The sequence below is a fragment of the Janthinobacterium sp. SUN073 genome, assembly GCF_030397665.1.
Taxonomy (GTDB): domain Bacteria; phylum Pseudomonadota; class Gammaproteobacteria; order Burkholderiales; family Burkholderiaceae_D; genus Janthinobacterium.
The window spans coordinates 91,568-112,870 of sequence record NZ_JAPUBT010000001.1 but is presented as its reverse complement, the minus strand read 5'-3'; the positions used below and the strand labels follow the sequence as shown (position 1 = coordinate 112,870).

The following is a 21,303-nucleotide window of genomic DNA, read 5'->3' as shown; positions in this document are numbered from 1 at the left end:
GCTATATCAAGGCTTGCCATGCGCGGACTTCCTCGTCCGTAAGTACTGGCCCCCAGCCGCCACGCAGCGCCGCATCGTGCTGCACATAGTGCGCAAGCTGCGGCACGGCCACGTCGTGCAGGACGCAGATGGCAAAGACGGCTTCCAGTTGCCGCCGGCTGGCCGGCAGGTCGTCGCCATGCCAGGTACAGGCGCTCGTTTCCAGCACATGCTGAACAAGTTCCTGCAGCACGCCGAGCAGGTGCCCGGGAAGTGCCAGGCGCAGGTCGTCCGGCCAGGGGTCGCCCATGCCCGTCACAGGCAGGGAAGCAAAGCCCCGTTCCCAGGCAGAAAAATCCCCAGGCCCGAGCTGCGCCACCTTCCACACGTGCACGGCGAACGCGGACAGCGCGCGATGGTGAATGTCAAAGCGCTGGCAGAAGCGTTGCAGACACGTGACGGCAAGGCATTGCCTGGCGGTCACCGAGAGCGCGTCTATCGATAGATTGTGCATGAATCATTCGTTCCTGAAGCTGGCGCCTGCCGATCACTGAGTCAATTTGACTTGATTGCGATTGCCCCGCCTGGCAAGGCAGCCTGCCGCAGCGCCTCCACCGGCAACTGAAAAAAGCGCGGCACCATCGCTGGCGACAGCTCGTCGCCGCTGTCCGCCATGGCCAGGCGCCCGCTCAGCAGCAGCATCACGTAGCCGTGGCCCAGCGACCAGCCGGCGCTGGCGGCGGCCTTGTCCCAGCGCGCATCGAGGCCCGCTTCGCGCACGGCCGCGCCGGCCGTCTGCAGCACATATTGGAAGCACGCTTGCGCCGCTTGCTGCAGGGCGGGGAACTGGCGCACGTCCTGGTGCTCGAACATCAGCCGGTAGTGGGCAGGCGCGGCCAGGGCGAATTCGATGTATTGCTGGCCCAGCAGCTGAAAACGCTGCTCGGCGGGCAGGCTGTCCGGTGGCGGCAGTTCTGCCTCCCATTTGGCGATCAGGCTGGCGAAGCCGGCCGCCGCCACCTCGGCCAGCAAGGCTTCCTTGCTGGGGAAGTGGCGGTACACGGCGGCGATCGATACGCCCACCGTGCGCGCCAGTTCGCGCAGCGACAGGGCGGCGTCGTGCTGCTGCGCCAGTTGCGCGATGGCGGTGGCGACCAGGGTGTCGCGCAAGTTGCCGTGATGATAGGTGCTCGTTGTTGTCATTCTATGTTATCGCTGTTCACATTGTCGTGTATGATGGCCATGTTATCACTGAACACATGGAGAGCACATGCAAGAGATGAACATCGCCGTCCGCGCCGTGGCCTTGCCACCCGGCGCCAGCATCGCCCCCTTGTACCCGGGCAGCAACCTGGCCGATGCGTATGCCGTCGACTTGCCGACTGCACAGGCGCGCCAGATGGACATGGAAAGCCTGGCGCGCCAGCTGCTGGGCAGCCAGCCGGGCTGGGCGCGCAAGCTGATGGTGCTGCGCGACGCCATCGTGGCGCGCTTCGGCATCCGGACGGCAAAGCAGATGGAAGCCAAGCCAGGCAAACGCATCGGCATCTTCCGCATCTTTGCCGTCAGCGACGACGAAATCATCGTGGGCGAGGATGACAGCCACCTCGATTTCCGCATCTCGGTGCTGCGCCAGCGCGACACGGGGCGGCATGGCCACGTGACCGTGGCCAGCGTCGTGCATTGCCACAACTGGGTGGGACGCGCCTACATCCTGCTGATCCGGCCTTTCCACAAGCTGATCGTGCAGCGTTCGCTGGCGCGCGCCGCCAAGGGTGGCTTTGCCTGAGGGGACGGAGCAGGGAAGGGCGTGACGGCGCGGGCAATCTTGCTTATTCATGGCCGGTATTGCATACTGCGCCACCAGCCTCATCACGATTCCCATGAACGATACGCTTCTCCTGCTGGGTTTTGCCACCACGCCGCTTGAACTGATTTCCTTTGTCCTGGCACTGACAACCGTTGCGCTGAACATCCGCCAGAACCACTGGGCGTGGCTGTTCGCCATCATTTCTTCGGCCGCCTACGGTTTCGTCTTTTTCGAGTCGCGCCTGTATGGCGACATGGCCTTGCAACTGCTGTTCATCAGCGTCTCGTTCTGGGGCTGGTACCAGTGGCTGCATCCGGCCAGCGGCGGCAAGATCCTGCCCGTCACGCGCCTCGATAGCCGCGGCTGGCTGGCCTGCGCCGCGGGCTGGCTGATCGGTTTCCTGCTGATTGCCTGGCTGCTGACGACGACGGACACGGACGTGCCGCATGCGGATGGTTTCCTCACGGCAGGTAGCCTGGTCGGGCAATTCCTGTTGTCGCGCAAGAAGCTGGAAAACTGGATCGCCTGGATCGTCGTCGACGTGCTGTATGTCTGGCTGTACCTGCACAAGGGCCTGACCCTGACGGCCGTGCTGTATGGCTTCTTCGTCGTGATGGCCATCATCGGCTTGCTGGCGTGGAGAAAGTCGGCCCCGGCCGCACCCGATGCGATGGTCCTCAAGTGATGGAGCCTTGCGTGCGCGTGGCGATCCTGGGCGCGGAATCGTCGGGCAAGTCGACCCTGGCGGCCGCCCTGGCCGAGTGCTACGGCACCGTCTGGGTACCGGAATACTTGCGCGAATTCGTGGCAACCCAGGGCAGGGTGCCCGTCGCGGCCGACCAGTATGGTATTGCGCGTACGCAAGTCGAACGCGAAGCGGCAGCCGCCGCGCAAGCGCGTCACTTCCTGTTTTGCGACACCACGCCCTTGATGACGGCCGTCTACAGCCGCCATTATTTTGATGGTGCCGACGCGCAGCTGGCGGCGCTGGCCGATGCCACGCAGTACGATGTGACGTTGGTGACAGCACCCGACAGCCCGTGGGTGGCCGACGGCTTGCAACGCGAGTCGGAAGCGGTGCGCCAGCTGATCTACCGCTACCTGCTCGACGAGCTCGACGCGCGCGGCATCGTCTACCACGTGCTGCGCGACAGCCTGGAGGCGCGCCTGGAACAGGCGGCGCCTTTGCTGCTGCAGGCGCTCGCTGCGGCGCCTGCCATTTCCCTCAATTAAAAGTCAAACTGCGCCGACACCTTGAAAGTCCGGCTGGCGCCCGGATACAGATAACCATCCGATTCCGGCGTCACGTCGCGCCAGTAGAACTTGTCGGCCACGTTGTTGACGGCGGCGCGCAGCACGGCTGTCTTGCCGGCGATGCGCGTGGCCCAGGCGGCACCCAGGTTGAACACGTGGTACGACGGCACGAAGGTCGTGTTGTTGTATTCAAACGCTTTCTTGCCCGCATATTCCCAGCTGCCATTCACGCTCAAGCCCGCCACCTGCTGCACGGCATAGTCCGCATGCACGGCCGCCTTGAAGGCGGGCACGTTCGGTACGCGCTTGCCGTCGAGCGATGCTTCGCCCGTGTTCGATTGCTGGCTGTTCAGGGCCGTCAGCGAGACACCCAGGTTCAGGTCGCGGGTCGCCTTGCCTTGCGCCGATAATTCCAGGCCACGGTGCTGCGCCTGGCCTGCACGCACGAAGTAGCCGGCCGCATTCTGGAATTCCAGGCCCTTGCGGATCTGGAACAGGCTGGCCGCCAGCATGAAGTCCGGCGTCAGGTCGGCTTTGACGCCGAACTCGATCTGCTTCGAACGGCTGGGTGTCAGCTCTTCGTTGGCATTCATCGCCTTGCGGTCGGCCGTGCCGCCATGTTCCATGCCCTGCGAATAGGCCGCATACACGGAGACATTGTCGAGCGGGGTGTAGACGAGCGAGACGTTGGGCAGCAGGAAGTCGTGCCTGGCGCGGATTTCCTTGTCGGCCTTCAAGACATACTGGTAGCCGTCGACGTCGATATGACGCAAGCCACCGTGCAGCTTCCAGTTTTGGGCCAGGCTGACGATATCCTGCACGAAGACGGAGTTTTCCGTGTCCTTGCGCACCAGGCGTACGGGACCCGTGACGCCGGGCGACGTGCCGACGATTTGCGGCTGGTAGATGTTGCTCACGCCCACCCAGTCGTACACGTACAGGCCGGCGCGGTCCTTGCGGCGGAAGGTGGAAACGCCGGCCGTGAATTCATGGCGCAGGGCACCGGTGGCGAACTTGCCCTGGATCATGGCTTGTGCGCTCAGGGGCTTTTTCGTCTCGCCCAGGCTGCGGTAGTCATACACGTCATAGTCGCCATTGCCGCAGAAGCCCGGGTACAGGTCCTGTCCGCTGCAGCCGTACGGGAAGGCCGTGTAGTCATCGCGCTTGAACGAGTGCTGGTTGGCCGACAGGGTGGCGTGCCAGTCGTCGTTGAACGCGTACTGGAAGCGCAGGCCGATATTGCTGGTGACGGTTTCCACGGGGCGAGTCCATGGCTGGCGGTTGAGCATGGCGTCGGCGCTGATGCCGGTCGGCAAGGTGGTGTTATTCAGCAACTGGAAGCCGGGCGCCGTCGCCTGCGCCTTGTCCTGGTAATCGGCGTCCAGTTGCAGCAGGGCTTGCGGCGAAATCTGCCAGTCGAAGGCGCCGGAAATGAACTTGCGGTTGCCGTCCGCACCCTTGATGTAGGAGCGCAGGCGCTCGGCCGCCACGTTGACGCGGTAGCCGAAGCGCGTGTCTTCCAGGCGGCCGCCCAGGTCGACGGCGCCGTACAGGGTGCCCCGTTCGCGCGTTTCCACGGTGACGGTGCGCAATGGCGCGGCGGTGGGGCGCTTGACGATGAAGTCGATCACGCCGCCCGGTGCGGCCACGCCTGCCTGCAAGCCGGCCAGGCCCTTCAGGACTTCGATGCGCTCCTTGTTTTCCAGCGGAATTTGCGTGTCGCCAGGAATGGCCACGCCATCCTTGCGGTAACTGGAATTGTTATCGAGCTTGAAGCCACGGATGGAAAATTGCTCCGCATAGCCGACGGCGTTGTAGGCGTCGTTGATGCTGGTGTCGAGCTTGACGGCATCGCTGAGATTGCGGATCTGTAAATCCTGCATGTCTTTTTGCGAAATGACGGTGACGGATGCGGGTGTCTGCAGCAGCGGCGCGTCCGAAAAACCGCCCACGGAGGCGCGCTTGGCGGCCGGTGCCTTGCTGGCCGTGACGACGACTTCGGCCATGCTTGGCGTATCGGCCGGCGCTTCGGCGGTGTCATTTGCGGCCAGGGCGGGCGCGGCAAACGCGTGCAGGATGGCCAGGGTCAGAACGGAAATAGATAAATTCGGTGTGGACATAGATTGCTCGTGGTTCAAGCCGCGTCTGGGAAAGAGCACGGCAGGCTGCTTGTTCGGCTGGCGCCAACGCAGGAGCTATCAAAGGAGGGAGGTACTTTGCGCTTTCCTTCGCTGGCATTATCCAGATCAGGTACGAAGGGTATCTCTCACCCGGATGACTGCTCCAGGACCCCTAGCGAAATGACAGCTTAGCATGAAGCACGGCCAGCTGTCCCGCTGGCTGACCGTTTTACAACAGTGTGGTGCGAATCTACAAACTGAGTTCGAGCACCTTGCGGCTGACGGCGGGCGTCACTTCGCGCTGTTCGCCCAGCGCCGTCATGCCGTGCGCTTCCAGGGCAGCGACGACGGCGTCCACGCTGGCATGGTTCAGGCCGTAGTCGGCCAGGCGCGTCTTGACGCCCATGTGGCGGAAGAAGAATTCCGTGCGCGCGATGGCTGCCTCGATGCGGCCATCCTCGTCGCCGCCGTCGAGGCCCCACACGCGGGCCGCGTATTGCAGCAGCTTGGCGCGCTTGGCCTGCTTGCGCACGCGCAGCATGCTGGGCAGGATGATGGCCAGGGTTTGCGCATGATCGAGCTCGTACAGGGCCGTCAATTCGTGGCCGATGGCGTGCGTGGACCAGTCTTGCGGCACGCCCACGCCGATCAGGCCGTTCAAGGCCAGGGTGGCGCTCCACATCACGTTGGCGCGCACGTCGTAGTCGTCCGGCTGCGACAGGGCTTTCGGACCTTCCTCGATCAGGGTCAATAAAATGCCTTCGGCGAAGCGGTCCTGCACGGACGCGTTCACGGGGGTGGTCAGGTACTGTTCCATCACATGCGCGAATGCATCGACGACGCCATTGCCTACCTGGCGCAGCGGCAAGGTGAACGTTTTCGACGGGTCCAGCACGGAAAATTTAGGATATACCTTGCGGCTCATGAACGAGCGCTTTTCCTGCGTGGCCTTGCGCGTGATTACGGCCGAACCATTCATTTCGGAACCCGTGGCCGGTAACGTCAGGACGGTACCGAAGGGCAGGGCGGCCTCGACGATCTTGCCGCCTTTCGCCAGGATGTCCCACGCCTCGCCCTCATGCAGGGCGGCGGCGGCAATGAACTTGGTACCATCGACCACGGAGCCGCCGCCGACGGCCAGCAGGAAATCGATGCGCTCGCTTTTCACGAGGGCCACGGCCTGCATCAGGGTTTCGTAGCTGGGATTGGGTTCGATGCCAGCAAATTCCAGCACCGTGTGGCCGGCCAGCGCCGCCCTGACTTCATCGTAGACGCCGTTGCGCTTGATGCTGCCGCCGCCGTAGGTCATCAGGACCCGCGCCTGCGGCGGGATCAGGCCGGCGATGGCGGCGATCTGGCCCTGGCCGAAGAGGATTTGCGTCGGATTGTAAAAGTCGAAATTGAACATGGGACTCCTGCCGCTGAGGTTTAGGCTGTTGCTGAGCCATGATTATGGCCGAACGGGTGGAAACGTGTCGTGGACGCTTGAGCTTTTCGCCCGCGCGGTGGAGAATGCAGCCGATGTCACCACCACGCGAAAAGGAATGCGCATGACCACCGTCCCACTGGAAGAATCGGGCTTGCCGGCCACGGCACTCGACATGCACCGCGCCATCGGCGCCACCATCGCCGCGCTGCAGGCGCTGGACCTGAACAGCCAGCGTTTCGAGGCGTGCACGGACCCGGAATTGCGCCGCGTGCTCGCGCATGCGGGCGACACCAGCCGCAAGGAAGCGGCCATGCTGCTCGAATGGATGCGCCGCCGCGACGCGCGGCTGGATGCGGCCATGAAGGAAGCGCTGTTCAAGGCGGGGCCGATTGTTGCCCAGTATCACTATGACGAGAAAATAGTGTAACTATTGGTTTGTTGCTGTGGCGTACCATGCGCCACATAGCCCTTGCTTCGCGTAGACTGTGCCCCGAACACGATTTTGGGGGAGTTTGCAGAAATGAAATCATTACCATACCGGGAAGGCAGCTGGTTTGCTGTGCCCTTGCCGGGCGGCGGCTATGCCGCCGGCGTGGTGGCGCGCCGCGCGCCTGCCGGGCGCATCATGCTGGCGTATATGTTCGGGCCGAAGCGCGACAGCCTGCCTGCGCTGGAAGAACTGGAAGGCTTGCAGCCGGAACAGGCCGTGCGCCGCCTGCGCACGGGCGACATGGCCCTGCTCAACGAGCGCTGGCCCCTGCTGGGCGACAGCCTCCACTGGGAGCGCGATGCCTGGCCCATGCCGGCCTTTATCCGTCGCAATGAATCGCTGCAGCGCGCCTGGCGCGCCAGCTATGCGGATGCCGACCCTGCCAAGCTGAACCGAGAGGAATCGATCCCCTTCGATACGCCGGGCATGGAAAGCGATTCCCTCTACGGCTACGGGGCGACAGAATTGTTGATGAATAAATTGCTGGCGCCGGAGCAGGCGTCGGTTTAATCACCGGGAGGGCAGGCCCGACGGGACTGGCCCCCGGTGTGTTACCTTACACCGCTGGCAAGCTGATCTGAAACGCCAGGCCGCCGCCTTCGCGGTTGCGCACCTGCAATTCGGCGCCATGGCGCAGCAGCACGCGGTCGACGATGGCCAGGCCCAGGCCGGCACCGTTGGCTTGCCCGCGCGCCGTGTCGAGGCGGGTGAACGGTTTCATCAGTTGCTCGATCTTTTCCGCCGGCACGCCTGTGCCGTGGTCTTGCACCTCGATAATCACCTTTTTCGCGCCGTGGCTGGTGCGCACATGGCAGGCGATATCGATTTCCGTCAGGTCGCTGTCCGGCGTCTTGCCATAGCGGCGCGCATTCTCGATCAGGTTGTTCAGCACGCGGCGCAAGTCGGTGGGGTTGCCCATCGCATGCGCGCCTTCCGCAATGGTGGCGTTGATCTTCACGTCCGGCAGGCGCATCGCTTCGCGCGTCATGTCGAGCAGCAAGCCGCTCAGGTCCACGTCCGTAAAGCTCGACGTTTCCGTCGGCTTGGCATAGTCGAGGAACTGGCCGATGATGGCGTCCATTTGCCCGATATCGGACTGGATGCCTTCGCGTGCCTCGTCCGACAGGTTGGCCATTTCCACTTCCAGCTGCATGCGCGCCAGCGGCGTGCGCAAGTCGTGCGAAATGCCTGCCAAAATCACGGCGCGGTCCGATTCCACCTGTTTTAAATCATCGACCATCTGGTTGAAGCTGCGGTTCGCCTCGATGATTTCGATCGGGCCTTTTTCCGGCAGCGGCGCCGGTTGCTTGCCCTTGGCGATGTCGCGCGCGGCCGCCGTCAAGCGCGACAGCGGTAAATTGATCAGGCTGGAAATGATGGCCGCGCCCAGCAGGGACAGCAGGGACACCAGGCTGGCCCAGCCCAGCCACTGGAAGCCCGTCAAGCCGCGCAGGCGCTCGCGGTCCAGCATCAGCCAGTACTCGTCGTCATCGATCTTGAAGCTGACCCAGAAACCGGCCACGCCGTTGACGCGCGCGGAAAAGCGCGTGTCCTTGCCCAGCTTGGCTTTCACCTGCGCCTCGATCTCGGGCATCAGGTAATTGTCGGGCGGCGGCTCGATGCGGTCGTCCTCTTCCAGCGAGAAGATGCGGATGCCTTCATTGCTGACGAGGTCGAACAGCAGCTCGCGCCGCAGCTCGGGTGCCGAGTGCGTCAATGCCGCATGCGTGATGGTGACGACGGAAATGATCTGGGCGGAAATCTGCTGCGCCTGCGGCTCGCGCTGGATGACGGAAATCATGCCGATCCAGGTGATCATGCTGACCGTGGTCAAGGTGCCGAGCAGCAAAAAGGTGCGCCAGAACAGGCCGCTTTTCAGCCGCGCCAGGCTGATATCGGGAACAAGCTTCATCATGCCTCGCCTGCGATCAGCGCGGCTGTCCGTCCGGGATGAAAACGTAGCCCAGGCCCCACACGGTCTGGATGAACAGCGGGCTCGATGGATCGGGTTCGATCAGTTTACGCAGGCGCGAGATTTGCACGTCCAGGCTGCGGTCGAACACTTCGTACTCGCGGCCGCGCGCCAGTTCCATCAGTTTTTCGCGCGACAGCGGCTGGCGCGCATGGCGGGCAAATACTTTCAACACGGAAAACTCGCCTGTTGTCAGTGGCACCGTTTCGCCATTCTTTTTCAATGTGCGCGTGCCCAGGTCCAGCACGAAGTCGCCGAATTCGAAGGTTTGCGGTGTTTCCGAAGGTGCGCCCGGGATTTCATCGGGACCCTTGCGGCGCAGCACGGCGCCGATGCGGGCCACCAGTTCGCGCGGGTTGAACGGTTTCGGCAGGTAGTCGTCGGCGCCCATTTCCAGGCCCACGATACGGTCCACGTCTTCGCCCTTGGCCGTCAGCATGATGATCGGCGTCTGGTCGCCCGCGCCGCGCAGGCGGCGGCAGATCGACAGGCCGTCTTCGCCGGGCAGCATCAAATCGAGCACCAGCAAGTCGTAGCGTTCGCGCAGCCACAGCTTGTTCATGGCCGTCGCGCTCTCTGCCGTGAAGACATTGAAACCCTGTTCAGTCAGGTAGCGGCGCAGCAGGTCGCGCAGGCGCACATCGTCATCGACCACCATGATTTTTGCCTGGTGGCCGTGGATTGATTGCGTAGGCGTGTTGCTGCCGGATGTGGAGGTTGTGGTCATTTAATGTGTCGTGTTATCTTATATTAGTTGCTATAGTAACGCCTCGCGCGGCGTCGGCAAGGGGGTATGGCGACCCATTACAAAGTGTTACAAACTTTACCCAATTACTCTTACTGCACCGTGTAAAGCATCATACACTGGGGCCACAGTGGAAATCAGCTTTAAGTTTATACGGCATCGCGGAAGAGGAACTCAATGAATATCTTTACTAAAAAAATTCACACCGCTCCCAGCGCAGCTATTGCCGCACGTACGACTGTGCTGTCCGCATTCGCCGTTTGCTGCGTGTTTGCCGCCAGCCTGGCGCTGGCACAAAACCAGCCGCCGCCACGCCGTGACGACCAGCCGCAAGTGCAGGCCCAGCGTTATGAGCAGGTACAGCGCAGCAATAGCAATAGCAATAGCAATGATACGCGACTGCGCGAACAGCGTGACGCACGCAGCTTCGACACGCGTGCCGAAGAGCAGCGTCGCGCCAGCGAAGGCGCCGACGCCTCGCGCCGCACGGGCCGCATGACGCCCGACGAGCGGCGCGACCTGCGCCGCCAGATCAACGAAGTGGGCCAGGACATCTATTCCAACCCGCCGCGCCGCTAGGTAGCGCGCACCCCATCCGACAGGGCCATCTCGCAAGACATGGCCCTGTTGGCATCTGGCAAGCACATTTTTGCCGAGTCAGGCACACCGCCACGCCCCGTGATATTGTTCTAGTGCACTGAAACAATTCTCTGAATGTGTTGCCGGGGGAGGCAAGGCGTGAGCGACGACGACACACCCGTTCCTGAGGCGGTCCCCGCAGGCGGCTTGCCGCGCGGCCTGGTCCAGCGCGACGAGGGCGTGTGTCTGGACCTGTCGCTGGCGCCCGCGCAGTTGCGCGCCGCCGTCGACCAGCTGTTCCAGTCGGGGCAGCTGCTGGCCGGTCTCGACTACGCTTTGTTCCTGCTGACTCTGTTCCATGCCCCCGCGCCCCGCGCCGCGCCCAAGAGCGACGCCTTGCTGCGCATTGCCGCTCGCGTGGCGCCATTCCCGCCCCAGCGCCGTGCGCTGTATAAACAAATCAAGATCCGTGGCGACAGCGCCGAGTTCTACTTTGAAGCGCTGTCGCCTGACGCGGATGGCCAGGTGCCGGCGCGCCGCGAGTTTGACGAACTGGTGGCTGACCTGTGGTGCAAGGGCGTGCGCTATGGCATCGATGGCGCGGCCGTGCGCGCCATTCTCGGCAGCGGCAAGGCCGAGCGCATCACGGTTGCGCGCGCGCTGCCGCCGCAGCCGGGCCGCGACGCGCAACTGGTCGAAGTGTCGCAAGGCATCCACCGCGACGATGCGCCGCGCGAACGCGCCAATGGCCGCCTGGATTTGCTCAGTTTCAAGAACCGTTTTCCGCAAGTGAAAAAACACGCGCGCCTGCTGCGGCTGCTGCCCGGTGCGCCCGGCTTGCCCGGCTACGACCTGGACGGTACGCTGCTGCCACCGCCCGCACCGCTGGAGCTGGACCCGGCGGCGGTGGCAGGGGCGGGCACGGCGGTCGAACGCTTCAGCGATGGCGATTACGTGGTGGCCACCCAGGATGGCTATGTGAATGTCGATGCGCACGGCAAGCTCTCCATCGAAAACAAGATCGTCAGCCGCGAAGGCGTCAGCAGCCGTACCACGGGCAATTTGAAGTTGCGCGCCGCGTACGAGGAATATGGCGACGTGCAGGAGCAGCGCCAGCTCGACGGCAGCGATATCACCATCCATGGCGACGTGTACGGCCATCTGCACTCGCATGGCGGGCTGATATGGCTACAGCGCAATCTGGTGGGCGGCACAGCGTTCAATGAACACGGCGACGTGCGCGTCGAGGGGGTCGCCTCCGGTTCCGTGTTGCAGGCGCTGAGCGGCGAAGTCCACGTGAAGCGCGCGGAAAGCTGCGTCATCGCCGGCACGCGCGTGGTGATCGAGCATGCCAGCAATTGCGAGATCATCGCCGACGAGGTCGTCATCGAGCTGGCCGAAGGCTGCGCCGTGGCGGCACGCACCATCCGCATTGGCAGCGCCGGTCCCCGCAAGCAGGTGGAGATGTTGCTGTTCCCGCTGGTGCCCGATTTGAGCGCGCTGGACCAACAGATCGCGGAAAGCCTGGCAAAGGCCGCGCACTACCAGCAACTGCAGCACAAGCGCCAGCAGGAAATCGATGCCATTGCGCAATTGCCAGAAGTGCGCAACTACCTGACCCTGGCGGGCCAGCTGCGGCGCGGCGAGCTGCAGCTGCAGCCGGTGCAGCAATTGCAGTACGACAAGCTCGCGGTGCGCATCGCTCCCGTATTGAAGGAAGTGGCGCGCCTGCGCGTGGAAGTGAATCAGTCGGAAATCCTGCAGGCGCAAATGCTGGCCCTGGTGGCGCAAGTGCGCCAGCAGCGCCAGGCGACGGCCGGCCAGTCGCGCTGCAGCCTGGGATTGGTCGACGGTGAAACGGCCGTGCGCGCCATGGTCGTGCCACCCGGGCCGGCCAAGGTCTACGACCGGCCGCCGAAGGAGATCAAGGCGCTGTTGCGCAGCGCCACGCCGGCCACGCAGAGCGTGTTTGCGGACAGCACAGGCAGCCTGGAGTGGACTTACCAGCCGCCACCCTGATCAGTCGATCACCTTGCCACGTGATTGCTTGAGGACGCTGTGCGTGCTCTTGCTGTCGAGGCGGCGCCGCTGCGAGCTGCGCGTGGGCTTGGTGGCGCGCCGCACGGCGGGCAGGAAGGTGACGCTGTCGATGATTTCCTGCAAGCGCCGCAAGGCTTCTTCCTTGTTCTGCTCCTGGCTGCGCGACTGCTGCGCCTTGAGCACCAGCACGCCATCCTTGCTGATGCGGCTGTCGCGCAGGGCCAGCAGCCGCTCCTTGTACGCTTCCGGCAGCGACGAAGCGGCGATGGGGAAGCGCAAATGGATGGCGCTGGACACCTTGTTGACATTCTGCCCGCCGGGCCCCTGGGCGCGGATGGCGGAAAATTCAACTTCAGCGGGATTGACGAGGTGTTGCATGGCCTGCCTGTGGGGAAACGATGGGGGTATTGTAAGGGAAGATGGCTGCGCCGGCGCAAGCCAGGGCAGTGAGAGTACGCATGCCTTCCGGGAAAGTTGATGTTTCTCAACGCCGCTAGCGGTGATGCTGGTTAGCATGGGGCCAACGTTGCGCCACTGCGCATCCTGGCAGCGCTTACCGGATGAAAGGAACACCATGCAGCCCACGACGACGCCTGGCGCCGCAGCAACGGCGGAACACAGCACCGCGCAATACCTGACGCAGTACTTGAGCTTCCGGCTGGGCGGCCTGGAATACGGCCTCGATTACCGCTGCGTGCGGGAATTGCGCCCGCTGAAGGAACTCGACCGCTTTTCTTCGGAAGGGGAGGTGCTGCGCAGCGTGGCCGTCTCGCGCGGCGTGATCATCCCCATCGTCGACATGCGCGCCGCGTTCGGCAGCGCCCAGGGTACGCCCGACCCGTCCACCGACGTGATCATCTTGCAGCTGAGTAATGGCGTGATGGGCATGGTGGTCGATGGCGTCACCGACATCGTCAGCCTGGCCGCCAGCGACATCGCCGCCGTGCCCGGCCTGGGCGCGGCGGAAGCCGATTATCTGCTGGGCCTGGGCACGCTGGCGGGACGCAGATTGATCCTCGTCGACATCGACCGCCTGATGGCCATCCGCAGTCCCAGTCCCATGCAGGCAGCCTGAAAAAAAGACGACCCGGAGGTCGTCTTTTGTCGTTGCCTGATTAACCGAGCTTTTCCAGCTGATCTTGCAAATCGAGCCATTCCGCTTCCAGCTGCGCCAGGTCCTTGGTGAAGAAGGTCTGGTCGGCCAGCAATTGCTTCAGCTTGGCCTTGTTGGCGGCGTCATAGATGGTCGGCTCGCCCAGCTTGGCTTCCGTTTCCGCCTTTTGCGCGTTGCGCTTGGCGATTTGCTCTTCCTGGCGCTTGATCTTGTTTTCGATCGGCTTGCGCAGGGCGGCGGCCTTCTGGCGGTCTTCCGCTTCCTGGCGCTTGTCGCGCACGGGTGCGGCAGGGGCGGCGGCCGCTACCGCTACTGGTGAGACGACAGGGAAGTCTGTCTTGTTGGCCTTGCCGGCGGCCGGCAGCACGTCCGTGCCCTTGCCCAGCTTGGTCTTGAACAGCCAATCCTTGTAATCGTCCAAGTCGCCGTCGAACGGTTGCAGCTTGCCGTCGGCCACGATGATGAATTCGTCGGTGGTGGCCCGCAGCAAATGGCGATCATGGGAAACGACGACCAGGGTGCCTTCGAACTGCGCCAGCGCTTCCGTCAGCGCTTCGCGCGTTTCCAGATCCAGATGGTTGGTCGGTTCATCGAGCAGCAGCAGGTTCGGACGCTGCCAGACGATCAGGGCCAGCGCCAAACGGGCTTTTTCGCCGCCCGAAAATGGGGCGATCGAGGCGGTGACCATGTTGCCGGGGAAGTTGAAGCCGCCCAGGAAGTTGCGCAGTTCCTGCTCGCGCACGGTAGGGGCGATCTTCGACAGATGCCACAGTGGCGATTCGTCGTGGCGCAGCATTTCCACCTGGTGCTGGGCGAAGTAGCCGATGTTGAGGCCCTTGCCCATGGTGGCGTCGCCCGTCAGCGGCATCAGTTCGCCGGCGATGGTCTTGATCAGCGTCGATTTGCCGGCGCCGTTCTGGCCCAGCAAGCCGATGCGCTGGCCGATCTGCAGCGAAAACTTGATGCCGTTGACGATGGTTTTATGCGTGATTTCGCCCGTCGCTTCGTTTTCGATCTTGTAGCCCGCGTCGACGTCTTCCATCACCATCAGCGGGTTCGGCGCGGAGAGTGGCTCGCGGAATTCGAACGAGAATTCGGCGGCGGCGCGCAATGGCGCCAGCTCTTCCATCTTCGCCAGCGCCTTCATGCGGCTTTGCGCCTGGCGCGCCTTCGAGGCTTGCGCCTTGAAGCGGTTCACGAACGATTCCAGGTGGGCACGCTTGCGCTGTTGCTTTTCCAGCGCGCCGGCGGCCAGGATCATCTGCGCCGCGCGTTGGCGCTCGAAGCTCGAATAGTTGCCCGAGTAGCGTTTCAGCTTGCGTTCGTCGATATGCACGACCACGTTGACCACTTCATCGAGGAAGTCGCGGTCATGGGAAATGATCAGCAAGGTGCCGGCGTAGCGCTTGAGCCAGTCTTCCAGCCAGATGATGGCGTCCAGATCCAAGTGGTTGGTCGGTTCATCGAGCAGCAGCAGGTCGGACGGGCACATCAGCGCTTGCGCCAGGTTCAGGCGCATGCGCCAGCCACCGGAGAAGCTGGCGACCGGTTGTTGCATCTGGTCCAGGGTGAAGCCCAGACCCAGCAGCAATTGCTCGCCGCGCGACTGCACCGTGTAGGCGTCGGCATCGGCCAGCGCGCTGTACATGTTGCCGATGGCGATGCCGTTTTCCGTGCTTTCCGGTTGCGACTCGAGATGCGCCAGCTCCGCTTCCAGTTTGCGCAGGGTGATGTCGCCATCGATCGCGTAGTCGAGCGCGGCACGGTCCAGCGGCGGCGTTTCCTGCGCCACGTAAGCCACGCGCCATTTGGCCGGGAAATCGATCTCGCCCTGGTCAGGGTGCAATTCGCCACGCATCATGGCGAACAGGCTCGATTTGCCCGCGCCATTGGCGCCGATCAGGCCGATCTTGTCGCCCGGATTGAGGGTGACATCGACTTGTTCGAGCAACGGTTTGATGCCGCGCATCAGGCTTACTTGTAGGAAACGTATCATTTTTTTCTTTGCGTTTTAACCCAAAGGCGCAAACCTGGGGTCGGACCCTGAGGGTCCGACCCCGGCATTTGCAGTTGGGTTGAGTGAGGTAGTGCGTTTGTCAATTAACCCAGCTTCAACTGCTCGGCCGTCAGCAGGAATACCATGTCGTCGCCGGCGCTGGTCGTCAGCCAGGTCAGGCCCAGCTCGCCGAAGGCCGCTTCCGCGTAGGCGCGTTCGTTGCCGATTTCAATCATCAGGATGCCGTCGTCCGTCAGGCGTTCGGCCGCGCCGGCGATGATCTTGCGCACCAGGTCCATGCCGTCGCTGCCGCCGTCGAGGGCGATTTGCGGTTCGGCCAGGTATTCCTGGGGCAGCGTGCCCATCGACGCGGAATTCACGTACGGCGGGTTGCTGATGATCAAATCATATTTCTTGGCCGGCACGTTGGTGTACAGGTCCGATTCGATCAGCTTGACTCTGTCTTGCAATTTGTATGTGTCGACGTTGCGCTTGGCGACGGCCAGCGCGTCGGCGGAAATGTCCACCGCATCGACGCTGGCGTTGGGGAAGGCGTCGGCCATCATGATGGATAGGCAACCCGAGCCGGTGCACAGTTCCAGGATGTTTTCCACCGCTTCCGGTTCCGCCACCCATGGCGAGAAGTATTCAGGGATCAGCTCGGCGATGAAGGAGCGGGGCACGATCACGCGCTCGTCCACGTAGAAGTTATACGTGCCCAGCCAGCCTTCCTTGGTGATGTAGGCGGCCGGCACGCGGTCGATGCTGCGGCGGTCGATGACCGTCATGACGCTGGCGATTTCCGACGGCAGCAATTTGGCGTCGAGAAACGGTTCGAGCTTGTCGAGCGGCAACTTCAAGGTGTGCAGGATCAGATAGGCCGCTTCGTCGAACGCTTCGGCGCTGCCGTGGCCGAAAAACAGCTTGGCGGTATTAAAACGGGTAACGGCGTAGCGCAGTAGGTCGCGTGGCGTGGAAAACGGGTTCGGGGTCATGGCATTCTCGAAAAGACGGTGTTCTGGCCCGCCGTGACGGGCCTCGGTATTCTGGTTCAGACGGGCAGCAAATGCTCCAGCGTGCGCCGGTAAATATTCTTCAGGGGATCGATGTGGCGTAGTTCGATGTGCTCGTCGATCTTGTGAATACTGGCATTGGGCGGCCCGAATTCTATCACTTGGGGGCAGATTTGCGCGATAAACCGGCCATCCGAGGTGCCGCCCGTGGTCGACAGCTCCGTCGTGATGCCCGTTTCCGCGTGGATCGCGGACGACAGCGCATCGGAGAGGGTGCCGCGCGGCGTGAGGAAGGGCAGGCCGCTCAGGGTCCACTGCATATCGTATTGCAAGTCATGCCGGTCGAGGATGGCATGCACGCGCGCTTGCAGGCTTTCCGCCGTGCTGGCCGTGGAAAAGCGGAAATTGAAATCGATCACCATGTCGCCGGGAATCACGTTGTTGGCGCCCGTGCCCGCGTTGATGTTCGACATTTGCCACGATGTGGGCAGGTAATACTCGTTGCCTGCATCCCATTTTTCCTCGACCAGGTCGGCCAGCGCCTGCGCCGCTTCATGGATCGGGTTTTTTGCCAGGTGCGGGTAGGCGATATGGCCTTGCACGCCCTTGATCGTCAAGCGGCCCGACAGCGAACCGCGGCGGCCATTCTTGATCATGTCGCCCAGCTGCGCGCTCGACGTCGGTTCGCCCACCAGGCAATAGTTGATCTGCTCGCCACGCGCCTTCAATTTGTCGCAGACGATGACGGTGCCGTCCGTGGCCGGGCCTTCCTCGTCGCTGGTGATCAGGAAGGCAATCGAGCCCGTGTGGTTGGGCGTGGCGGCGATGAATTCCTCGCAAGCGACCACCATGGCGGCGATCGAGGTCTTCATGTCGGCCGCGCCACGACCGTACAGCTTGCCGTCGCGCTGCGTGGGGATGAACGGCTGCGAGCGCCATTGCTCGACGGGGCCGGTGGGCACCACGTCCGTATGGCCGGCAAAGACGAACACGGGGGAAGTGGTGCCACGGCGTGCCCACAGATTGGTGACGTCGTTCGACTGGATCGTCTCGCAGACAAAGCCCAGCGGCGTGAGGATGTCGATCAGGTGCTGCTGGCAGCCCTTGTCATCGGGCGTGACCGAAGACAGGGCGATCAGTTTTTCGGTCAGGGCGAGGGTTTTGGAGGTGGTCATGGTGTAGAGCGGGGTGCTTCTGTCTAAGTAAAAATTACAGCCCGAAAATGGCTGCGTACTGTGCATCTGAAAACGCCACGCTGAACTTGCCATCCTTGTCCAGCACGGGGCGCTTGATGATGGATGGGTTTTCCAGCATCAGCTCCAGGGCGCTGGCCGCATCGGTGATCGATGCTTTGCGCTCGTCGGACAGGGCGCGCCAGGTCGTGCCTTTCCTGTTGACCAGCATATCCCACGGCAATTGCTGCAGCCACGCTTGCACGGTGGCACGTTCCAGGCCCTGCTTCTTGAAGTCGTGGAAGGTGAAGTCGAGTTGTTGCGCAGCCAGCCAGGTGCGGGCCTTTTTGACGGTATCGCAATTGGGGATACCGTAGAGTGTAATGGTCGTCATGGGTAGGGCCAAGGGGGAATGAATGCGGTTCGCTTGATCGCGGCGCTTGCGCCAGGGAAAAATGCGATGGTAGCCGCCATTATACAGTCGATGCGCAGTCGATGCGGCAGTGCAACACGGTTGCATGTTCCGGGCAGTTCAGGGCCAGGCGCCGCGGATGCCCAGTTGAGTGGCCACCTGGCCGAAGTCCGGATGGACCGATAGCGGTGTGGCGGATGCCATCGCCAACTTGGGCGCGGCGCGGTGGAACAGCACAACGGCCGTTTCATCATTCTTGTGGCGCGACATGTAGAGCATGCCATCTACCTCATCCGGATGCGCATGAATGGCGGCCGACCAGGCTTTGGTGGTTTGATACGACGATGTGCCGCTGAGTCCCGCGTGACCTCCCAGCTTCCTGAGGGCCGCACCCGTCAAGTCGGCCAGGACGAGCGTTTCTCCCGTGAGCCGTATGACAAAGCGCGCCTGTATCACGGTCAGGCCGACGATGAAGTGGTTGCGGATAGGCTTGCGGTCATGTAGCAAGGTTTCGGCAAGGGCCACGGCCAGCGACGCGCCCAGGTAGCAGGTGCCGAAGCGGGCCGCCGCTTGCGAGTGGGGATCGTCGAAGCGATAGGTGTTCGCCCTGCCAAAATAGGGTTCGCCCGTGGCGTGGCCGGAAACCCGGCACAAGGCGGCGGGATCGCAGCGCACCGTCTTTAGCGCTGCGGGCAGTTGTGGCAGGCGGGGCAGGCGCAAGATTGCCACGGTCGCGGTGCTATTCGTCAGCGCAGGCGCGGGCGGCTGCCATCACGGCATCGAGTTTGCCTTTGGCCAAGGCTTCCAGCGGCGACTTGCCGCCCAGCGACAGGCGCGGGATGGTAAAAAAATCCCATTTGGCGGCGCCCGGCAAGTCGCCGAGGATTTTGCTGATTTTTTCCAGGGTGTGGCGGTCGTGGCGGGGATCGGCGAAAAATGCCGGATAGACATATTCACCCGAAGCGCCGCGCAGGGCGAACAGGCGTCTGGCTTTGAGTGCAGCACTGAGTGCCTGCGGCGTGACTTTCAGTCGGGCGCGCAATTCGGCGCCAGACAGCAAGCTGTGCGAGGCCAGGTCTTTTTCACGCTGCTGCCGTTCCTGTTCTTCCAGGTTGCGCATGAATTGCAGGGTGCTGACGTGGCCTGTCTGTGCGTCGTTGTCTGAATCCAGGTTCAGTTCGCGCTCGGCCACGATATCGAGGTCGCGCCGCATTTGCGCCAGCAGCGCGGGGCGGTCGTCGCGCGGCACGGCGTCGAGCAGCGATGCATAGGCTTCCTGGAAAGTGTCTTGTGCAATGTTGAAACGCCAGCCAGTGGCGCTGGCAGCGAGCGTTTCCGCCAGTTGCCTGGTCAGCAAGGACACGGTTGGAGCGTGCGCGGCCTCGGTGGCTGCCTCATCAATTGTGCTGGTGTTGCCATTGCCGGCAGGGCGCCGTGTGTTTGATGTGTTCGACATGGCCAATTCCTTGTAATGCATGTTTCAGCATAGGACACGAAGTCAAACAAAGCAAACAAAGCAAGGAAATTAAATCCATCCGCCTTGATGCAGCACAAACCTGCTGCCTTGTTTCTTACACGGGCCGTGGCGCCGCCTTGCCTGTCTCCGCCGGACCGAAATGCAGGCCCAGTCGCAAGGCCAGGGCACGCAGGGCGCCGCCTTCCTGCTGGTGCAGGGCCAGCGCGATGTGGCCGTCCGGGCGCACCAGGTAGGCCGCATCGCGGCCCAGGCCGGCCAGTTTGGCGGCGACATTGAACGTGTAGCAATGCACGGGCAGTTTCAGTACGCGCGCTTCGTCGAGCAGTTCGGGCGCCGGCTCGCCATAGATGTGCAATTGCCAATCCATGCTGCGCAGGGCCGTGAAATTGTCTTGCGTGCCGTCGGAGAACCACGGCAGGCGGTCGCCGCCGCGCAGGTACTCCGCATGGCCGGCGGACAGGGCGCTGTCTTCATAGCTGATCTCGATTTGCGACACGGTCTTGAAGAGCAAACGGCGCGCCCGTTCGAAGCCCGAGAGGAAGGGCAGCGCGTGCGGCACCAGCCAGCGCCGCAGGAATTGCCCGGCCATGCCTTGCGCGACGATGGCCTGGAAGGCGCGGTCGGTGGTGGCGACGAGTTTGCGGGCAAACACGATGCGCTCGCTTTCATAGGTGTCGAGCAAGGCGTCGTTGCTCTGGCCGTGCAGCTTTTGCGCCAGTTTCCAGGCCAGGTTGACGGCGTCGCCCAGGCCCGTGTTCATGCCCTGGCCGCCCACGGGGCTGTGCAGATGGGCCGCGTCGCCGAGGATGAAGCAGCGCCGCGCGCGGAACTGCGCCGCCACGCGGTGGTGCACTTTATACGTGGAAAACCAGTTCACGTGCTCGACCTGGATGCCCAGCAGGCTTTCCACGTCGCCGCGCACATCGTCAAACACGGGCGCGGGCGCGCCATCGGGGCGGTCGGGCAGGATGCCGATCAGGCGCTGCATGCCGCTGGTGCGCACGGGCAGCATCAGGGCGAAAGAGTTCGCGCCCAGGTGGGCGTGCAAATCCGTATTCTTGCCGGCCACTTGCGCATCGGCAACATAGTACAGGTGGTCGTAGGTACCGCCGGAAAAGTCGACACCGGCGATTTCGCGGACCTTGCTGCGAGCGCCGTCGCAGCCGCAGATATAGTCAAACGTACAATATTGTCGCTCATCATCCTTGAGCAGGATGGCTTGCACTTCGCTATCGTCCTGCGTCCACAGGTCCAGCGCCACATTCCATTCCACATGCACGCCGGCCGCCGCCAGCTTGCTGACAAGAAAGCGTTCATGCTCGTCTTGCGGCAGGCTCAGCACGAAAGGGTAGGGGCTCAGCCCTTCGCCGATCTCGCCCAGCGCCAGTTTCACCAGCTCCTCGCCGCCTTCATGGATGTGCATGGCATTGATCTTGATGCCCAGGCTGACGAGCTCATCGGCAAAGCCCAGCTGCTGGTAAAACTCCAGCGTGCGCGCATGCACGGCCATGGCCCGCGACGCCTGGCCCGGACCGCTGTTCTTGTCGATGATGCGGCAATCGACGCCATGGCGCGCCAGGCGCAGGGCAAGCATGAGGCCGGTAGGACCGGCGCCGACGATCAATACGGGAGGAGTATTCATGCCATCCAGTATAGGACAGGATGAGAAGCGGGGGCGGGACGATTGAAGTTGTGTTCTGG

At 63.1% G+C, this 21,303-nt stretch carries 22 protein-coding genes and 1 riboswitch; of the genes, 8 read left to right on the top strand and 14 right to left on the bottom strand.

What is annotated here, in order from left to right; genetic code table 11:
• Position 1: 1 nt before the first annotated feature.
• Positions 2-493 (bottom strand): hypothetical protein, encoded by a 492-nt coding sequence (locus tag O0882_RS00600; RefSeq protein WP_289944459.1) that lies wholly within the window; start codon positions 491-493, stop codon positions 2-4.
• A 41-nt stretch (positions 494-534) separates the two neighbouring features.
• On the bottom strand, positions 535-1,182 hold the full coding sequence (locus tag O0882_RS00595; protein WP_289944456.1) for a TetR/AcrR family transcriptional regulator: 648 nt from the start codon (positions 1,180-1,182) through the stop codon (positions 535-537).
• A gap of 67 nt (positions 1,183-1,249) precedes the next feature.
• Here O0882_RS00595 and O0882_RS00590 point away from each other — a divergent pair, with 67 nt between their 5' ends.
• The 3 genes from O0882_RS00590 to O0882_RS00580 all read left to right on the top strand — a co-directional run bounded on the left by O0882_RS00590 (position 1,250) and on the right by O0882_RS00580 (position 3,022).
• Positions 1,250-1,768 carry a DUF2867 domain-containing protein gene (locus O0882_RS00590; RefSeq protein ID WP_289944454.1) on the top strand — a complete coding sequence of 173 codons (519 nt, stop codon included), beginning with the start codon at positions 1,250-1,252 and terminating at the stop codon, positions 1,766-1,768.
• Positions 1,769-1,862: 94 nt separating this feature from the next.
• A complete protein-coding gene (pnuC, locus tag O0882_RS00585) occupies positions 1,863-2,474 on the top strand; it encodes a nicotinamide riboside transporter PnuC (RefSeq protein WP_289944452.1) in 612 nt (203 codons plus the stop codon).
• Entirely contained in the window at positions 2,474-3,022 is a 549-nt protein-coding gene (locus O0882_RS00580; RefSeq protein WP_289946764.1) for an ATP-binding protein, read from the top strand. The genes pnuC and O0882_RS00580 overlap by 1 nt, the downstream gene beginning before the upstream one ends.
• Here O0882_RS00580 and O0882_RS00575 read toward each other — a convergent pair.
• Positions 3,019-5,163 (bottom strand): TonB-dependent siderophore receptor, encoded by a 2,145-nt coding sequence (locus O0882_RS00575; protein ID WP_289944450.1) that lies wholly within the window; start codon positions 5,161-5,163, stop codon positions 3,019-3,021. The genes O0882_RS00580 and O0882_RS00575 overlap by 4 nt on opposite strands.
• Positions 5,164-5,249: 86 nt before the next feature.
• Positions 5,250-5,347, bottom strand: a riboswitch (TPP riboswitch).
• A 66-nt stretch (positions 5,348-5,413) separates the two neighbouring features.
• Positions 5,414-6,571, bottom strand: coding sequence for an iron-containing alcohol dehydrogenase (locus O0882_RS00570; RefSeq protein ID WP_289944448.1), 1,158 nt, complete (start codon positions 6,569-6,571; stop codon positions 5,414-5,416).
• Positions 6,572-6,713: 142 nt separating this feature from the next.
• Here O0882_RS00570 and O0882_RS00565 point away from each other — a divergent pair, with 142 nt between their 5' ends.
• Entirely contained in the window at positions 6,714-7,019 is a 306-nt protein-coding gene (locus O0882_RS00565) for a hypothetical protein (protein WP_289944446.1), read from the top strand.
• Positions 7,020-7,112: 93 nt separating this feature from the next.
• Positions 7,113-7,592 (top strand): Imm26 family immunity protein, encoded by a 480-nt coding sequence (locus O0882_RS00560; protein WP_289944443.1) that lies wholly within the window; start codon positions 7,113-7,115, stop codon positions 7,590-7,592.
• A 46-nt stretch (positions 7,593-7,638) separates the two neighbouring features.
• On the opposite strand, the gene O0882_RS00555 is transcribed toward O0882_RS00560, so the two are convergent.
• Positions 7,639-8,997, bottom strand: coding sequence for a sensor histidine kinase (locus O0882_RS00555; protein ID WP_289944441.1), 1,359 nt, complete (start codon positions 8,995-8,997; stop codon positions 7,639-7,641).
• Between the two features lie 13 nt (positions 8,998-9,010).
• Positions 9,011-9,712: a two-component system response regulator OmpR gene (gene ompR, locus O0882_RS00550; RefSeq protein WP_223278807.1), complete on the bottom strand. Its 702-nt coding sequence runs from the start codon at positions 9,710-9,712 to the stop codon at positions 9,011-9,013.
• Positions 9,713-9,976: 264 nt separating this feature from the next.
• Here ompR and O0882_RS00545 point away from each other — a divergent pair, with 264 nt between their 5' ends.
• On the top strand, positions 9,977-10,378 hold the full coding sequence (locus O0882_RS00545; protein ID WP_289944439.1) for a hypothetical protein: 402 nt from the start codon (positions 9,977-9,979) through the stop codon (positions 10,376-10,378).
• A gap of 159 nt (positions 10,379-10,537) precedes the next feature.
• Positions 10,538-12,397, top strand: coding sequence for a flagellar assembly protein A (locus O0882_RS00540; protein WP_289944437.1), 1,860 nt, complete (start codon positions 10,538-10,540; stop codon positions 12,395-12,397).
• Here O0882_RS00540 and arfB read toward each other — a convergent pair whose 3' ends face one another.
• Complete coding sequence (gene arfB, locus O0882_RS00535) at positions 12,398-12,796, bottom strand: alternative ribosome rescue aminoacyl-tRNA hydrolase ArfB (protein ID WP_034779396.1); 399 nt, start codon at positions 12,794-12,796, stop codon at positions 12,398-12,400.
• 196 nt (positions 12,797-12,992) lie between these two features.
• On the opposite strand from arfB, the gene O0882_RS00530 reads away from it, so the two are divergent.
• Entirely contained in the window at positions 12,993-13,493 is a 501-nt protein-coding gene (locus O0882_RS00530; RefSeq protein ID WP_289944435.1) for a chemotaxis protein CheW, read from the top strand.
• Between the two features lie 40 nt (positions 13,494-13,533).
• Here the strand turns inward: O0882_RS00530 and O0882_RS00525 are convergent, their stop codons facing one another.
• From O0882_RS00525 to O0882_RS00495, 7 genes are all read right to left on the bottom strand, one after another.
• Positions 13,534-15,528: an ATP-binding cassette domain-containing protein gene (locus O0882_RS00525; protein WP_099763078.1), complete on the bottom strand. Its 1,995-nt coding sequence runs from the start codon at positions 15,526-15,528 to the stop codon at positions 13,534-13,536.
• Between the two features lie 104 nt (positions 15,529-15,632).
• The gene (gene prmB / locus O0882_RS00520; protein WP_289944432.1) at positions 15,633-16,523 is read right to left on the bottom strand and encodes a 50S ribosomal protein L3 N(5)-glutamine methyltransferase; all 891 of its coding nucleotides are present in this window, start codon (positions 16,521-16,523) and stop codon (positions 15,633-15,635) included.
• 56 nt (positions 16,524-16,579) lie between these two features.
• Positions 16,580-17,716: a succinyl-diaminopimelate desuccinylase gene (gene dapE, locus O0882_RS00515; protein ID WP_289944430.1), complete on the bottom strand. Its 1,137-nt coding sequence runs from the start codon at positions 17,714-17,716 to the stop codon at positions 16,580-16,582.
• A gap of 34 nt (positions 17,717-17,750) precedes the next feature.
• A complete protein-coding gene (locus O0882_RS00510) occupies positions 17,751-18,107 on the bottom strand; it encodes an ArsC family reductase (protein WP_289944428.1) in 357 nt (118 codons plus the stop codon).
• A gap of 138 nt (positions 18,108-18,245) precedes the next feature.
• Positions 18,246-18,854 (bottom strand): RES family NAD+ phosphorylase, encoded by a 609-nt coding sequence (locus O0882_RS00505; RefSeq protein ID WP_289944426.1) that lies wholly within the window; start codon positions 18,852-18,854, stop codon positions 18,246-18,248.
• A 10-nt stretch (positions 18,855-18,864) separates the two neighbouring features.
• On the bottom strand, positions 18,865-19,581 hold the full coding sequence (locus O0882_RS00500) for a hypothetical protein (protein ID WP_289944425.1): 717 nt from the start codon (positions 19,579-19,581) through the stop codon (positions 18,865-18,867).
• A gap of 115 nt (positions 19,582-19,696) precedes the next feature.
• A complete protein-coding gene (locus O0882_RS00495) occupies positions 19,697-21,244 on the bottom strand; it encodes an FAD-dependent oxidoreductase (protein ID WP_289944422.1) in 1,548 nt (515 codons plus the stop codon).
• Positions 21,245-21,303: the final 59 nt, after the last annotated feature.